The sequence below is a fragment of the Bacillus infantis genome, from assembly GCF_020171945.1.
GTDB lineage: Bacteria > Bacillota > Bacilli > Bacillales > Cytobacillaceae > Bacillus_AB > Bacillus_AB infantis_A.
In genome coordinates this window covers 1-16,440 of sequence record NZ_JAIVAP010000032.1, presented here as the reverse complement: position 1 = coordinate 16,440, position 16,440 = coordinate 1, and the positions used below count along the sequence as shown (strand labels likewise).

Genomic DNA, 16,440 nt, shown 5'->3' with positions numbered 1-16,440 from the left:
GAAATGATTGGGTAGGTAGCTTATACAGGAGCCCTATAGGTGACATATACTATTAAAACTTTAAAGAGGAGAGAATAGTATATGAAGGCTGTAGTAACTGGTGGGGCGGGATTTATTGGTTCCCATCTTGTAGAAGAGCTCATTAGACAAGGCTTTAATGTCCACATAATTGATAACTTAATTTCTGGAAAGTATGATAATATACACCCTCTTGCTACTTTTCATATAGAAGATATATGTAGTGATAAAGCCAAACAAATCATTCTAGATGAAAAGCCTGACATAGTCTTTCACTTAGCTGCTCAGGCAGATGTTTCACGATCTATCCAATCGCCTCAATATGACGCAGATGTGAACATAAAAGGAACTATAAATTTGCTGGAAGCCTGTAGAGATGCTTCGGTAGGTAAGTTTATATTTGCCTCTACTTCAGCTGTATATGGAAATCTACAAAAAGAATTAATTACTGAACAAGATGCAACTGTGCCAGCTTCTTATTACGGTCTGTCGAAGCTAGCTGCTGAATCGTATATACGTCTATTTCATTATTTGTATAATTTACCATATACAATTCTTCGATACGGAAATGTATATGGGCCACGGCAAACGCCAAAAGGAGAAGGCGGAGTAGTAGCAGTGTTTTTAGAAAGGTTGAGCAAAGGGCTTTCCTTTAATATTCATGGTGATGGGGAACAGACACGTGATTTTATATATGTAAAAGATATTGTTCAAGCTAATATTGCAGCAATTAAAAAAGGGAACCAAGAGGTTGTTCACGCCAGTACTACAAAGAAAACTTCAGTGAACGATTTATTAAAAAACCTTGAGTATATTCATGGTTCTAATATTGATGTTGTTTATACGGAAGGGAGACCTGGGGATATCAAACATAGTTGTCTCGATAGTGAGAAAGCACAAAAGCTATTAGAATGGTCTTCAAGAGTATCTGTTTTAGAGGGGTTAAAGGAAACATATACTTTCTCTAGAAAAAAAGCTTAGTATTTAAGCTTTTCTACATTTCTTAACTAGTTGTCTATTTTATTAACTATATGCTCATTAGCCCTAACATTTTAGGATAGTCCTGCATTTAATATTGTATAGCCTTGTACAATAAGACCCTTTAAGGAGCAACCCATATGAAACTAGAAGATTTAAAAGGGGCATATAGCGCCATTTTTAGTTTAGGCGATTTATGTTTGACATCTCTTCAACTGAGAGACAATAACTTAAGAAACTTTGCGGGGATTTTGGATTGGGTATCCTCACCGGATCTGAAAAAGGTAAACATGCTTTTGAAAAATCAGTTTGCTGACTTTTTAAACCCGGATAATTTAAGGATAATCCAGTACGTATCTGATTGGGATTTATTAGTGTGGGATGAAATTTATAATATAGGGTTTAACCACGATTTTAAGACTGATAAAAATACACTTTCTCACTTAGGAGGATACGGGGAGGTTAAAGAGAAGTACGATAGAAGAATTCAACGGTTTTTAGAGAATTTATCTACTGGCCAGCGTATTCTGTTTATTAGAACGGAAGCTAATCGTGAAGAAGCTGCAGAGCTTGAGAACATTTTATCTACTATGATTGAAAGTGACTTTAGCATTCTGATTATTAATCATACGGATGTGAATGATTTAGTTGAAAAAGAATGGTCGCTAAATAAAGTTTGTGCTATTGAATTACCCAATCAAGATAAATGGAACGCTAATAATCATTATTGGAAAAGGATACTTGATGGTGTTTCCCTTTTATAAGTACGTTAGCTCTCCCTTTAATGTATTTATAAAAGGTTATGTTTTTCAAATGATATCCTTAGGAGGTTTGAATGGGAAGAAAATCTCCATCATACTTACTTGGTGTATGTACTCACTTGCCTCTTGAAGCTTATTTAATATTTTCTATACATATAACCTCTATACAATACTAATGGACAAGTTGTATTAATTGAAATAGATGCAGTGCAAAAAACTTTTCCTTGCTAATGTTAAGGTGCTTTTCGAGGTGCCTATATAAAAGTCAATGTTAAAAAAATTAATTTGTTAACCGGATAAGGGGGAAAGGGTATGGATCATAAGCAAATAGAGTTGCAACAAGGATACGATATAACTGGAAAGCAACGTTATCGAATTATAACAGGAGCATTTATTGATAAGATTATAGCAGAACAAGTTGCAAAGGAAATAAAAGAACGCTACGGTCTTACTGTATACGTGATACCTGAGCACGTTGAAAAAGCTGAGTCTAATCTCTAACGTAACTTTATTTTCATTTTACTATAAATTAGAATAAGAATAGACAGCTAAACTATTTTTATAGAAATAGTCTAGCTGTCTATTCTTATTCTTGTAGAAGTATACAATGAATTTTATTATCTGTTTATCATAAGCTAGTATGAGAGAAATCATTTTTAGTGTTTCCCATCTTATCATGTTTTTCTTACATATGGTGAGTACTAGTTATTTTGACATCCACTCTTTCAGCTCCATTAACATCTGCTGGTAACTAGGAGTTGGATAACAAAGATCTGTCCGAGTACTAATAATAGTACGATCTAATATTACATCCTCATTAGGAATAATTTTGACATCATCTTTTTTAAAGATATCTTTAATCAATTCTAGTAATGCAAACTTTGATATTTTTTTCGGTGAGTGCAAATGATAGAGTCCGGAAGTATTATTTTCTAAGAAGAAATTAATTGCTTTAGCTAATTCTAACGTTGTTACTCCATTCCACAGTGCCTTTTTATACCCTTTAATTGAGCCCTTTTGTGTCATAAACCATAGGAATAAACCAATGCCATCCTTCTTTAACTCGGGTCCTATTATAGAAGTGCGGATTGTTAAATGTTTTTCGTCAATAATTTCACCTAGCTGTTTAGACTGAGCATATACAGAGGTACCGTCTGGAACATCGTTTTCTGTATAATCTCCTTTTTTTCCTGAAAACACACAATCTGTACTAATATGAATTAATTTTCCTTGATGCCGTTCAACAAATTTAGCTAACTGATGTGGAAGTAGGCTATTTACTTGAAAAGCATGCATTGGATTATGGCTAGCGTGTTCATTTAAAATTCCAATACAGTTAATAAGGACGTCTGGCTTAATAGATTCTATGGTCTCCTCAACATGTTTAAAGTTAGTTACGTCCAAGTAAATAGCATTTTTATCCTTAGGGTCTCTTGATGTACAGAAAACATCATGGTTTGTATGCTGTATGAAATATCTAGTGATTACATGACCTGCCATTCCTTTTCCACCAAGAATTAGTACTTTCATTTAAATAAACCCGCCTTTCAGCAACATCTCTCTAATTTCTTCTTTACTAATTACTTGTTTACTTGAATCATATTTTTCTAGATTTACTTGAGCATAATTTAAATAATGTTCTTTTAAACCTTCAATATGAATTGGAGGTAGGATAACATAATACTCGTCGTCGTAAGTAACAGTTGTTGCACTTTCGTATTCAGATAACAGAAGCTCGTGAATTTTCTCTCCAGGTCTTACACCTAATATCTCAACTTCAACCTTTTCTTTTCCAGAAGCTTCTATTAACACATTTGCTAAGTCAATAATCCGACAAGTGGGCATTTTCATGACAAAAATTTCTCCACCTAGACTTTCAAATGTGGCTTTGAAAACTAGCTTTATTGCATCCTCTAATGTCAAGAAGAAACGAGTCATCCCAGGATCAGTAATACCGATTTTTCCTTTTTCTTGAATCTGTTTCTTGAATACATGAATAACGCTTCCGTTAGTTCCTAACACATTTCCGCCACGTATACAAACAAATTTAGTTTTAGTATTTAATGTGTTAGCGTGAATGATTAATCTTTCTCCCATTGCTTTAGATAAACCATAAAAATTAGCTGGATTTGACGCTTTATCAGTGGAGATATAAACGACTCTATCTACATCACAGCTTATTGCAGCGTCTATTACATTTTGAGTACCATGTACGTTGGTTTTTAAGGCTTCAATTGGTTGATCTTCACATACCGGAACATGTTTTAAAGCAGCTAAGTGAAAAATATAATTGACGCCTTGGCATGCTTCAATTAGCGCTTCTCTTTCTTTAATGTCTCCAATAATAAAATTCAATTTAGGATGGTTATCAAATTCTTGTTTCATGGTAAATTGATTTGATTCATTCCTCGAAAAAATACGTATTTCTTTAGGGTTATGTGTTAGTAGTTGCTTAACAAGTTCATATCCCCAAGAACCTGTGCCACCTGTTACTAAAATTGTCTTATTATTAAACACCTTTCATTCCTCCTAGTACAACTTTAATTACCTTGTCTGAAACATTTACATCACCATATCCTTCAGGGTAATACCAATTTTTTAATTGGTTCACCATTACATGAACACAAGTCAAGATTTGGTTAGCATCTATTCCTGACAGCATGTTACTTCCACATTGAATGGTTTCTGGTCTTTCAGTTGTTTTACGAATAGTTACCGTAGGAACATAAAACAAACAGCATTCTTCTTGAACTGTTCCGCTGTCTGTTAAGACACAAAAAGCATTTTTTTCTAGATTTACGAAATCGAAAAAACCAAAAGGCTCATGAAATTCTACTAACGGATGGACTTCTAGCAGTGAAATATTTTCTATTCGAGATTTAGTACGAGGATGAATACTACATATTATTCTCTTTTGGTAAAACTCAGCTACCATATTGATGCCTTTCATGATTTCCAACAGTCGATCTTCATGATCTACATTTTCTGCACGATGGGCTGTAACCAGAAAGTAGTCATTTTCTTTTAAGGACAGTTTCTCAAGAATGCTGCTTTTTTTTATAGCAGGTTCATAATGTTTTAAAACTTCGTTAATTGGATTTCCAGAAGTAATAATACGATTTGAGGGGATACCTTCTTTAATTAAATTTTCTTTACTTTGAGGAGTATAGGGTAGATTGAAGCTTGAGATTGCATCGATAATCCGGCGGTTTTTTTCTTCTGGCACTTCTAAATCAAAACAACGGTTTCCAGCCTCCATATGAATGACTGATATACTCATTCTTTCTGCTAGAATTGCGCTTAAACCACTATTAGTATCGCCTAATATTAAAACTTTGTCCGGCTTTTCTTTTAAAAATAGCTGTTCGAGCTCTTTATACATCTTCGATAACTGTTCACCTAATGAGAGCTGCTGATTAGCCAATATATAGTCTGGTTTGCGTATGTTTAACTCTTGAAAAAATACCTCACTTAATGAAGGAGTGAAATTTTGTCCTGTATGCACTAAAACGTGCTGTGAAGCATACTCATCTAACTTTTTAATAATGAGGCTTAAACGTATAATTTCGGGCCTTGTACCCAAAATAGTCATAACTTTCATTCTTTACACACCCTATTCACCTTATTTATAAGCATAATTACCCTCTCCTAATTCGCATTCGGCCCCTTATTTATTAAAATATGCTTTTCCTTTTTTCTTGCTATAGGCTAATCTATTAATCTTCCCAATAAAAAGTGATAAGTCTAAAATAATAAGCCCTCCTCTTTAAATTAATAAGAATGATGGCTGCTTTTTTGTGGTTCAATGTTTAAATCTTTCTCTGTAAGTTCTCTTCTAGGGACTAAAATCTTATATTTTAGGCCGTCAAGTACGAATATTTAAAGAGTAAATACAGGGGGTTAAAAATCAGAAAAGACCTTGCTTCCTTTTTAAAAAGAAACAAGGTCTTTGGTGCTTAATTTTATTCTTATTACATAAAATTGTATGAAAATAGTTGTGGGAATTACGTCCAAAAATTAGTTATACTTAATCCACTCAGTACATAGTCCCAAACAGCTTCATCATTTGGGTTGTCTAGAGGTACTTGAACTGAACAAATTCCATCAATTGTCCAGTTCATATCTATTACGCCTTTTAATTCATCTAGAGGCTGAAGTAGTAGTATATTAAATGAACCGTTTACTAATTCTGATAATGTGGTCTTTAATTCTATCGCTTCTTCTGGAGTAGCTGCTCCCCATCTAATAAATAAAACAGAGGGGCTATTCTCAATTTTTTCAAAAAATCTCGTGATACGTTGATTAAGCTTTTCTTTATAAGAAGGATACATTACAGTCCAGTCTACATTTGGAATGATAGGGAAATCATGAACAGAAATAATGTTATAATGCATGTCGTGAATAAAATGAGCATTAACTGGTTCTGTTCCACCTTCTTCAGGGAAAATTGCGACTCCGTCATCAAGAAAATGAGCATACCCATCAGTTCGCTGCAGATTTTGGAGGTCCATAAATCCACTAAATCTATTTCTTAACAACCTAGTGACATCAGCAATTGAATTAGATATCATCCAGTCTAAAGGGAATGAAAACCTTCTCCAATTATGCCTTCTTAAATTAAGGGAAGGACCACACCAACTACCTAGCCCTAGCATTAAGTCATAAGATCCTTTAATATCCTGTAAATTCAATATAATCATCCCTTTGTATTTAGCAATTCTATTATAGTAAATGCTAAACCTTGTACATTTGATTGGACAAAGTAACTATATCTTTATAAGAAAGTGTTAGTTAAAAAGACACTGAGGCTAAACGGGAGAGATTTTTACATAACGTCCATTTAGTGACGTAGTAATATTCCATCTAGAACATAGTCCCAAGTCGAAACATTATTTGGATCGTGTGGTACATTGACCATACATACATTATTAATTTCCCAGTCAACTTCGGTAGGAGTCTGTATACCGTCTACGGGATTAAGGATAAGTATTCTAATCTGCGCTTTTGTAAGAGAGGATAAGATTTTTTGTAATTCAGTTGCTTCCTCATATTTAGCTCCCCACCTTATAAACAAAATTGATTTACTGCTCATCATCTTTTTCATAAACCTGTTAACTCTGTAATCAAGGTTTTTTTTGAATTTTGGATACATATCGGTCCAATCTTTATTAGGCACTATAGCAAAATCATGAGCTGAGAAGATATTGTAATAAGTGTCCTGTATAATATAAGATTTAGTTGATTTATATAGATTTTGATGAGGAAATCTAAGCATTTTATCATTAAAATATACATAATCTCCGCTGTCATCTACTAAACTCATATTCTCAATCTGCATAAATCCATTAAACTTATTCTGAAGTAGTCTATTTACATCTGAAAGATACGGAGAATAGCTCCAGTCAAGTGGACTTGAGGTAAAACTTCTCAAATTTAATCGATTCAGTTGTAGTGCAGGATTACAAGCACTACCTAAGCTAATGATTAAATCATATTGCCCTTTAACATCCTGTAAATTCACATTAATTCTCCTATTATTTAAATTTTTATATACACATATTTGATTGGTAGATTTACTTAGAAGACATACATGTACATAGTTATTCAGTAAGTTGCTCTTATAATATAAAAAGCACTGATAATCGGGGTTTCAGCGCTTTTTATACCCTTTATAGACCTGTGTTAAATAAAATTGTTAACACCCGCAATAGATGAATTCTTTAAAGTTTAATGCTAGCGAACTGCTCGATTTGCATTAATTCTTCCATAAGTCCAGTATAATTCTGTACCTGGTACTACATCGCACGTGGATTGAATAGTATTTCTAATTTGGAGATTGGTTTTTCCCTGAGCTGCTAGCAAGGCTGCAAGTCCTGAAACATGAGGGGCAGCCATAGAAGTACCGCTTAGATATGCGTAATAGCTGCCTATATAAGTAGACAAAATTGTTGAACCTGGAGCAGCAACATCTACCCAAGTGCCAAAATTGGAAAAATCAGATTTTTGATCATTGCTATCTGTAGAGGCCACAGCGATTACATTTTGATAAGCAGCTGGGTATGTTGGGGTACTAGAAGCTTCGTTTCCGGCTGCAGCTATAACTACTACTCCTTGGCTCCAAGCGTAATTCACGGCATTCTCTAAAGTGATTGAACTTTGAGTTGAACCTAGGCTCAAATTAATAACTTTTGCTCCTGCATTTGTTGAATAGGTAATTGCATTTGCAATATTACTCAATAGACCATTTCCACTGTTGTCAAGAGCACGAACGGGTATTATTGATGCTGACGGAGCCATTCCTGCAATGCCTAAACCATTCTCTGTAAGGGCTGCAGCTATGCCTGCTACGTGAGTTCCGTGTCCATTACCGTCGTTAGGAACTAGATTTCCATCTACAAAATTATAGCCAGGCCAAAGCTTAATAGATAGTTCAGGGTGATTTAACTGAATTCCCGTGTCTACAATAGCAATTTTTATATTTCCATTACTAGTAGTAACATCCCAAGCATCTGGGGCTTGTACCTTCTGAGGACCATATTGATAAGGAAAAAAGGGGTCATTCGGGGTATATGAAGCTTTAAATGTATAATCTGGTTCTGCGTATTCTACTTCAGTTAATTCACTATAGCGTTTAATTAAGTCATTAATATTTTTTTTAGAATGTAAGACCTGGAAATCAAGATCTTTGTTGTGATATATCAGTGTACATTTATTCTTACGATGAATATTTACTTGGTTTTCAAAGCACACATTCTTTTTGAACTTTACAATGATTTGGCTTGAGTTCTGAAAATCATCAGCTGTAAATTCCTTAGTACTAGCGTTGATACGGCGCTTAAATAGTGGTGATGCCTTTTTTATTGGAATGGTTTTTAGGTTTTTGACTGATTGTTGTTTTAAAATCTTAATAATATATTTCACTGCATAAAACAACAGGATAACAACAGAAACTGATAAAGTAGTAGCTAATAAATGAAGCATTTGTTCCCTCCTGGAAATCGCACTCTTTATAGAGTATTCACGATTTATTAAAAGGGTTTGGACAGAGTCTTTATTTAAACAAATAATTGTGTATTTTAAGAGAGTTATTAAAAGTGAAAAGTTATCCTATCTGTCATATTACTAATTTATCTTTAGATAATGAGTGTTATGTCTCGCTTTAAAGCACCAAATTTGTAATTAGAAAGAAAGCCACTAGTATATCTAGTGGCTTAGTCTTTAAAAATCGCTAAATTCTTCGAGATCATCGTCATCTAAAGGTCCAGAAACGTGTTCTAAATCTGCAATTTTGCCTTCTTTAATGCCCTGATTTACAGGTTGTTCTACGTCATCTTGTGTATGAGAAAAGCCATTAGCCAAAATTATACGACAGGCATTGTTATTTATTCAGATGATGACACGCTGCGTATGAATGAGCAAATGAAGGCTTTAAAGGTGTGTGCAAAGGTGTACTGCAGAAAGTAGATGAGACTGGGAGTATTTATTTAAAATGATATCATTTTAAATAAAATAAATGTGATTGAAACATGCAATATGTCCTACACGTATACCAGCAAAATTCCCAAAACTTACTGGATTATACGAAACAGGACTCTATTATTTTAAATATACAACGCGCTTGCCAAGCTTTTATTGATTTAGCGATGCACATTGTAGCTGAAGAACGTTTGGGTCTTCCAAAAACGAGCTGAGAAGCTTTTGACATGTAGGAGTCTCAATCTATTATTACAAGCGAGATTGTTTATAGAATGAAAGCTATGGTAGGTTTCAAAAATATTGCTGTTCACGATTATCAAGCCATTAATCAAGATATTCTTCAGCAAATTTTGGACAAACATTTAAGTGGTTTTACTACCTATACAAAGCAAATTCTTTATTATGGGCTTTGGAAAGGCATTGGTAAATATAAGGTGTATAGAAACTTACATATTATGTAATTAAGTTTGTGTTAGAACCTTTAGGCCTACAATCTTCGTTTTTGTTCTAAATGAATAGTTATATCTCTTAAAGTTGTATCTAATATATATTTAGACAGTAGGGAAGCATACTTTCAAGCTTCCCTACTAAATGCTTGTCCTAATTTAAATAATTAAGCTGTTTGCAGACCTTGGATTTCTTCAGCGTCTAAAACAATCACTCCTGCTGAAGTAGCGAAATAAGCTAAAGATCTTGCCTCATCGAAGCTTGAAAAAATAACGTTATTAATTTGAGTACCGCTTAAAAGTACACTTGCAATCGGTGTGCCAGGATCAAGAATTCTCAAAACCTCTGGAATCATACGCGGTGTCCCCCCTTGCTATACCAAATTAAATACAGATCATATGAATCTATATTTAATTTATTATATGTAAGTTTTAAGCAAAGGCTTGTACTATTTAATCATTTTCATTTAATCTTTTTTTGTGATTGAAAATAAGGACTTTAAGAGGGAATTGTTATATGAAATCTCTTTCAAGTCCTTACATATAATGGAATTTCCGCACTAGCTAAAACTTCATACCGCCATCTATTACAATTATCCTTGAAGAAATTATCTCAGTGTTTGTAAATCCCATTCCTACGTTATAAGCATGAGTAGCTATTTTAGAATTAGGGTTCTTACTGGCTGTTTCTGCTGGGGGATTAATACTTACACTTCTTTTCTTCTTTTTTTGTGGGAAGGACTTGTCTACATAATACATACCATTTTTAAAATTATACTTCATATAATATGTTTGTATTTTAATCACCTTTTCTATACCCCTTATATTTTAGAGGGATTTTGCGAGATATTATTAGAATGGTTTTTTCTTCACTTCTCTTCAAAACTGAACTTTTTTTACTTTAGCATTTTTATTTCTTCTTCCACATTCTTTAACAATTACACCGTCTTGGTTCGCATTTTGTCCCCCATGTTTAGCAACCTGACCGCCCTGATTAGCATTTTGACTGTGGTTACCACTAATCTGTCCTCCAGTTTCTGCATGGTTATAAATATAAATGCTAATATAGGTGCAGTTTTTTTCTCTTTTTTTCTTTTTGTTTTTTGAGCTGCAATTAGATTTTTTATTATGATGAGAATTATTCCTTTCTATTTCGATCACCTCTTTTCTGATAAGTTAGGGAGAAGACGTGAGTAAATTCACTTTTACTCATTAATAGTGTATTCATAGGTAGACAAGCTGCAATATGAAAAAGCCTATATTTGGTAAAAAGAGCCTTTCATATTAGGTCTAGTGGCTGTTGTGATACGAGAGTAAGTACATTTAAATGTACAAGGGGTGTTTTTATTGTTAAAAAATCTAATTGGACGAACATTTCCTTCCTAAGGAAACTACGACTTCTAAAACAGCCTGTTATAAAAGCCAAGGGGGTTTAGGGGTTATATGTAATAGTAAAGCTCTTTTTCATAGATTTGGATAAATTTTTTAAGGTGAAAGATTTTTATGTGTGATATACAGGCCATTGTATTGAAGAGATTTCTATACTATATAGGGTTTAAATATAGAAAGAACTATTGCTGCTTTTTTCCGTCAATAGTTCTTTCTATATTAAATATTCAGTTGTATAGGTTGAGGCTTGATTGAATTTTGAGTAATTAACAAGATGGTGGGATGCTTTGAGGGAAATGAAATAAATTTTCAGGATCATATTTAGCCTTTATTTCTCGAAGTCTTGCGAAGTTTGACCCATAATATGCTTTTCCGAACTTTTCAATATTTTGGTCTGGAACATTAACATAGGACCCTTTTACATATGGTTTCATTAGCTGACGTACTTTTTCAACTGATGCAAGATTGGAAGCTTCTTGGGATTTATTTTCCCAACTAGATGTCCATTCTGTATAAAACAATGGACGGCGCCAAAAGAAGGCTGTTTCATTACTTGGTACTCTGCTTAGAGCACCACCCCAATTTATAAAAAAGAAATTGGCTTCTGTACCAGTAGCTTCTTCTAAAAACTTTTTCATAAATGAAATAGGCTCTTCGGACCACAGATCAAGTCCCCAAGCCGATGAAAATTTAACACTCTGATCGGATCTGCCAGGGATTGGTTCGTCAGGGTCTAAGAAATCTATAGCATCTGGATAGGACAATGTTTCTATAACTGTTTGTGTTGGGGTTCCAGCATTTAGTAAAGGCTTTAACAATTTAGTCAGTTCTTTTTTTGAACCTAAGAAAATCCCTTCTGCATGACACAAACCATTTACTTTGCTGTAAATCTCAAGTATGCACCCTAATCGTTCGTCTACAAATGGTGCCCATTCTTGCCAAGTTTTAAATACTGTTTCTAATTGATCCCATGGCCAAATAATATTGAAGACGGTTGCAGTTTTAGGGGCACGGTGAACTTTAAACGTGTATTCGGTATTATATCCAAAGTTCCCACCGCCACCACCTCTAGAAGCCCAAAATAAGTCCTTATTGCAAGATTGGTCTGCTTGAAGAATATGGCCTTTGGCATCTACTGTTTCCAGGGCAAGAAGGTTATCGCTTATAAGGCCAATTGATCGTGAGACTACTCCAAATCCTCCTCCCATCGTAATTCCTCCAATTCCAACAGTGGGGCTATCTCCAAACGGAGCCATAAAGCCTTCTCGAGCTAGCATCTTTACAAGTGGACCCACGTGAATTCCTGTTTGAACCGTTGCAATCTCACTTTTTTTATCAAGGCAAACTCTATTCATGTTACTTACATCAATAACAATTCCGCCATTTACTACTGAAAGGTTCTTATCTAAAGCATGGCGTCCGCTTCTGACACGTAAAGGTACTTTATTTTCCTGAGCCCATTTAATAGCATTACTGACATCGTAAGAATTTTGTGCAAAAACAAAGACAAGAGGACAAACATCAACATAAGGGTTCCAGTTCTTAATCGCTTGTTGATAGCCAGGATCTCCCTTAAAGATGACTCGTCCTGTTAACGGTGTTGACATGTATTTCACTCCCAATAAAGGTTAGATTTCTAATATTAGTATATGTGAAAATAGGACAAACTCTTGGGTGAGTTATCTAGTAACTAAAAAATATATGCCAAGGTTGTTAAAGGTATTGTTTGTAATAAATATGTTTTAGAAAAGAAATTTTTATTATTAGAAAGGTTATGGATTAAGAAAAAAAGAGGTTGCACCTATTTAGACATGATAAAAATTATTGAACTGAATGATTCTAATTTCTTTGAATGAATTACGTTAATTGAAGATTATGCGATTTAAGGAATTATACTAAGTTTATTTCTATCTGCGTCAATATATTAAGTTAGAAAAATTTCAATGATATTGGACGAGCGTACAAGCTTGTCCTTAGGTTTATACATATAATAAGTAAATGAATATTGAAAAGAGGGACAAAAATGATGCCAAGATGTATACCTGATGTTCCACGTTGTATGCCTAAGATACCGCATTGTCTACCTAAAGTGCCAAACTGTATGCCTAAGATACCAAACTGTGTACCTGACGTTCCAAATTGTGTACCTAATATACCTTGTACTTCTAAAGACTAATCGTTTTTATTTTTTATAGAATAGAGCAATAGTTAATTTAAAGCAAAAAGATTAATCTTTTTGCTTTTTTCTTGTTTCAACATATATTCTGAAGGGTATGGTACTTTAATTAAGTCTCGTTTAAGCTATGGAACACTATTTCATCAAATCTCTTATTTTGGGTTGAGTTATAAATTTTACAACTGAAATATAATTGTTACCAATTCAGGTAGGAGATCAAAATACAACTAAAATAAAAAATAAAAAACTATTGATTTTTAAAAATAAGTGAATTATAATAGTAAAGCGTCTTTAAGAGAGAAAGTGTTGATAACGATTTTAAAAAAAGTTATTGACATTTGTTTAATGGATTGTTATGATATTAAAGTCGCTTAAGGGCGGCGCTTGAACTTTGAAAACTGAACAAAGCGACAAACGTCAACGTTAATTTTTATTTTTTAAATGAGCAAGTCAAACATTTCTTCGGAGAGTTTGATCCTGGCTCAGGATGAACGCTGGCGGCGTGCCTAATACATGCAAGTCGAGCGAACTGATTAGAAGCTTGCTTCTATGACGTTAGCGGCGGACGGGTGAGTAACACGTGGGCAACCTGCCTGTAAGACTGGGATAACTTCGGGAAACCGAAGCTAATACCGGATAGGATCTTCTCCTTCATGGGAGATGATTGAAAGATGGTTTCGGCTATCACTTACAGATGGGCCCGCGGTGCATTAGCTAGTTGGTGAGGTAACGGCTCACCAAGGCAACGATGCATAGCCGACCTGAGAGGGTGATCGGCCACACTGGGACTGAGACACGGCCCAGACTCCTACGGGAGGCAGCAGTAGGGAATCTTCCGCAATGGACGAAAGTCTGACGGAGCAACGCCGCGTGAGTGATGAAGGCTTTCGGGTCGTAAAACTCTGTTGTTAGGGAAGAACAAGTACGAGAGTAACTGCTCGTACCTTGACGGTACCTAACCAGAAAGCCACGGCTAACTACGTGCCAGCAGCCGCGGTAATACGTAGGTGGCAAGCGTTATCCGGAATTATTGGGCGTAAAGCGCGCGCAGGCGGTTTCTTAAGTCTGATGTGAAAGCCCACGGCTCAACCGTGGAGGGTCATTGGAAACTGGGGAACTTGAGTGCAGAAGAGAAAAGCGGAATTCCACGTGTAGCGGTGAAATGCGTAGAGATGTGGAGGAACACCAGTGGCGAAGGCGGCTTTTTGGTCTGTAACTGACGCTGAGGCGCGAAAGCGTGGGGAGCAAACAGGATTAGATACCCTGGTAGTCCACGCCGTAAACGATGAGTGCTAAGTGTTAGAGGGTTTCCGCCCTTTAGTGCTGCAGCTAACGCATTAAGCACTCCGCCTGGGGAGTACGGTCGCAAGACTGAAACTCAAAGGAATTGACGGGGGCCCGCACAAGCGGTGGAGCATGTGGTTTAATTCGAAGCAACGCGAAGAACCTTACCAGGTCTTGACATCCTCTGACAACTCTAGAGATAGAGCGTTCCCCTTCGGGGGACAGAGTGACAGGTGGTGCATGGTTGTCGTCAGCTCGTGTCGTGAGATGTTGGGTTAAGTCCCGCAACGAGCGCAACCCTTGATCTTAGTTGCCAGCATTCAGTTGGGCACTCTAAGGTGACTGCCGGTGACAAACCGGAGGAAGGTGGGGATGACGTCAAATCATCATGCCCCTTATGACCTGGGCTACACACGTGCTACAATGGATGGTACAAAGGGCTGCAAGACCGCGAGGTTAAGCGAATCCCATAAAACCATTCTCAGTTCGGATTGCAGGCTGCAACTCGCCTGCATGAAGCTGGAATCGCTAGTAATCGCGGATCAGCATGCCGCGGTGAATACGTTCCCGGGCCTTGTACACACCGCCCGTCACACCACGAGAGTTTGTAACACCCGAAGTCGGTGGAGTAACCGTAAGGAGCTAGCCGCCTAAGGTGGGACAGATGATTGGGGTGAAGTCGTAACAAGGTAGCCGTATCGGAAGGTGCGGCTGGATCACCTCCTTTCTAAGGATTTTTATAAGACGTACGTTTTGACACTTTGTTCAGTTTTGAGAGTTCAATCTCTCAATTATAGAAAGCACACTACTTTCTTCTTATTAGATAAGAAGAATTTTGGTTGCGATTGTTCTTTGAAAACTAGATAACAGTAATTGCTGAGGAAAAGTGAAACTTTTCTTTAATCAAACCAATAAATAACACAACAATATGTTGTACCATTTATTCGCTAATGGTTAAGTTAGAAAGGGCGCACGGTGAATGCCTTGGCACTAGGAGCCGATGAAGGACGGGACTAACACCGATATGCTTCGGGGAGCTGTAAGTGAGCTTTGATCCGGAGATTTCCGAATGGGGAAACCCACTGTTCGTAATGGAACAGTATCTTTATCTGAATACATAGGATATTGAAGGCAGACCCGGGGAACTGAAACATCTAAGTACCCGGAGGAAGAGAAAGCAAATGCGATTTCCTGAGTAGCGGCGAGCGAAACGGAATTAGCCCAAACCAAGAGGCTTGCCTCTTGGGGTTGTAGGACACTCTATACGGAGTTACAAAGGAACGAAGTAAATGAAGCGACCTGGAAAGGTCCGTCGAAGAAGGTAACAACCCTGTAGTTGAAACTTCGTTCCCTCTTGAGTGGATCCTGAGTACGGCGGAACACGTGAAATTCCGTCGGAAGCTGGGAGGACCATCTCCCAAGGCTAAATACTACCTAGTGACCGATAGTGAACCAGTACCGTGAGGGAAAGGTGAAAAGCACCCCGGAAGGGGAGTGAAAGAGATCCTGAAACCGTGTGCCTACAAGTAGTCAGAGCCCGTTAACGGGTGATGGCGTGCCTTTTGTAGAATGAACCGGCGAGTTACGATCCCATGCAAGGTTAAGCTGATAAGGCGGAGCCGTAGCGAAAGCGAGTCTGAATAGGGCGTTTAGTATGTGGTTGTAGACCCGAAACCAGGTGATCTACCCATGTCCAGGGTGAAGTCCAGGTAACACTGGATGGAGGCCCGAACCCACGCACGTTGAAAAGTGCGGGGATGAGGTGTGGGTAGCGGAGAAATTCCAATCGAACCTGGAGATAGCTGGTTCTCTCCGAAATAGCTTTAGGGCTAGCCTCATGTTGTGAGAGTCTTGGAGGTAGAGCACTGATTGGACTAGGGGCCCCCAACGGGTTACCGAATTCAGTCAAACT

At 36.6% G+C, this 16,440-nt stretch carries 14 protein-coding genes, 2 rRNA genes and 1 pseudogene; 6 read left to right on the top strand and 11 right to left on the bottom strand.

What is annotated here, in order from left to right; all coding sequences use genetic code 11:
* Nucleotides 1-81 precede the first annotated feature (81 nt).
* The 3 genes from LCM00_RS24000 to LCM00_RS23990 all read left to right on the top strand — a co-directional run bounded on the left by LCM00_RS24000 (nt 82) and on the right by LCM00_RS23990 (nt 2,258).
* A complete protein-coding gene (locus tag LCM00_RS24000) occupies nt 82-999 on the top strand; it encodes an NAD-dependent epimerase/dehydratase family protein (RefSeq protein WP_014462129.1) in 918 nt (305 codons plus the stop codon).
* A gap of 137 nt (nt 1,000-1,136) precedes the next feature.
* Nucleotides 1,137-1,760 (top strand): DUF1796 family putative cysteine peptidase, encoded by a 624-nt coding sequence (locus LCM00_RS23995; RefSeq protein ID WP_014462130.1) that lies wholly within the window; start codon nt 1,137-1,139, stop codon nt 1,758-1,760.
* A gap of 309 nt (nt 1,761-2,069) precedes the next feature.
* Entirely contained in the window at nt 2,070-2,258 is a 189-nt protein-coding gene (locus tag LCM00_RS23990) for an SPOR domain-containing protein (RefSeq protein WP_014462131.1), read from the top strand.
* Nucleotides 2,259-2,462: 204 nt separating this feature from the next.
* Here LCM00_RS23990 and LCM00_RS23985 read toward each other — a convergent pair whose 3' ends face one another.
* From LCM00_RS23985 to LCM00_RS23955, 7 genes are all read right to left on the bottom strand, one after another.
* The gene (locus tag LCM00_RS23985; RefSeq protein WP_014462132.1) at nt 2,463-3,287 is read right to left on the bottom strand and encodes a dTDP-4-dehydrorhamnose reductase family protein; all 825 of its coding nucleotides are present in this window, start codon (nt 3,285-3,287) and stop codon (nt 2,463-2,465) included.
* Nucleotides 3,288-4,274 carry a polysaccharide biosynthesis protein gene (locus tag LCM00_RS23980; protein ID WP_014462133.1) on the bottom strand — a complete coding sequence of 329 codons (987 nt, stop codon included), beginning with the start codon at nt 4,272-4,274 and terminating at the stop codon, nt 3,288-3,290.
* Nucleotides 4,267-5,358, bottom strand: coding sequence for a non-hydrolyzing UDP-N-acetylglucosamine 2-epimerase (gene wecB, locus LCM00_RS23975; RefSeq protein ID WP_014462134.1), 1,092 nt, complete (start codon nt 5,356-5,358; stop codon nt 4,267-4,269). The genes LCM00_RS23980 and wecB overlap by 8 nt, the downstream gene beginning before the upstream one ends.
* A gap of 403 nt (nt 5,359-5,761) precedes the next feature.
* The gene (locus tag LCM00_RS23970; protein ID WP_014462135.1) at nt 5,762-6,457 is read right to left on the bottom strand and encodes a DUF1796 family putative cysteine peptidase; all 696 of its coding nucleotides are present in this window, start codon (nt 6,455-6,457) and stop codon (nt 5,762-5,764) included.
* 140 nt (nt 6,458-6,597) lie between these two features.
* Entirely contained in the window at nt 6,598-7,278 is a 681-nt protein-coding gene (locus tag LCM00_RS23965) for a DUF1796 family putative cysteine peptidase (RefSeq protein WP_042992647.1), read from the bottom strand.
* A gap of 212 nt (nt 7,279-7,490) precedes the next feature.
* The gene (locus LCM00_RS23960; RefSeq protein ID WP_014462137.1) at nt 7,491-8,738 is read right to left on the bottom strand and encodes a S8 family peptidase; all 1,248 of its coding nucleotides are present in this window, start codon (nt 8,736-8,738) and stop codon (nt 7,491-7,493) included.
* A 237-nt stretch (nt 8,739-8,975) separates the two neighbouring features.
* The gene (locus LCM00_RS23955) at nt 8,976-9,116 is read right to left on the bottom strand and encodes a hypothetical protein (RefSeq protein ID WP_014462138.1); all 141 of its coding nucleotides are present in this window, start codon (nt 9,114-9,116) and stop codon (nt 8,976-8,978) included.
* Between the two features lie 174 nt (nt 9,117-9,290).
* Between LCM00_RS23955 and hepT the strand changes: the two are divergent.
* Nucleotides 9,291-9,694 (top strand): annotated as a pseudogene (gene hepT / locus LCM00_RS23950) (type VII toxin-antitoxin system HepT family RNase toxin).
* Nucleotides 9,695-9,846: 152 nt separating this feature from the next.
* Here hepT and LCM00_RS23945 read toward each other — a convergent pair.
* From LCM00_RS23945 to LCM00_RS23930, 4 genes are all read right to left on the bottom strand, one after another.
* Nucleotides 9,847-10,035: a hypothetical protein gene (locus tag LCM00_RS23945; protein ID WP_014462141.1), complete on the bottom strand. Its 189-nt coding sequence runs from the start codon at nt 10,033-10,035 to the stop codon at nt 9,847-9,849.
* Between the two features lie 208 nt (nt 10,036-10,243).
* Nucleotides 10,244-10,486: a hypothetical protein gene (locus LCM00_RS23940; protein ID WP_014462142.1), complete on the bottom strand. Its 243-nt coding sequence runs from the start codon at nt 10,484-10,486 to the stop codon at nt 10,244-10,246.
* Nucleotides 10,487-10,558: 72 nt separating this feature from the next.
* Nucleotides 10,559-10,840, bottom strand: coding sequence for a hypothetical protein (locus LCM00_RS23935; RefSeq protein ID WP_014462143.1), 282 nt, complete (start codon nt 10,838-10,840; stop codon nt 10,559-10,561).
* Nucleotides 10,841-11,334: 494 nt separating this feature from the next.
* Complete coding sequence (locus LCM00_RS23930; RefSeq protein ID WP_014462144.1) at nt 11,335-12,675, bottom strand: FAD-binding oxidoreductase; 1,341 nt, start codon at nt 12,673-12,675, stop codon at nt 11,335-11,337.
* A 1,028-nt stretch (nt 12,676-13,703) separates the two neighbouring features.
* Between LCM00_RS23930 and LCM00_RS23925 the strand changes: the two genes are divergently transcribed.
* Nucleotides 13,704-15,255: ribosomal RNA gene (locus tag LCM00_RS23925) — 16S ribosomal RNA — on the top strand.
* 225 nt (nt 15,256-15,480) lie between these two features.
* Nucleotides 15,481-16,440: ribosomal RNA gene (locus LCM00_RS23920) — 23S ribosomal RNA — on the top strand; the annotation flags it as partial.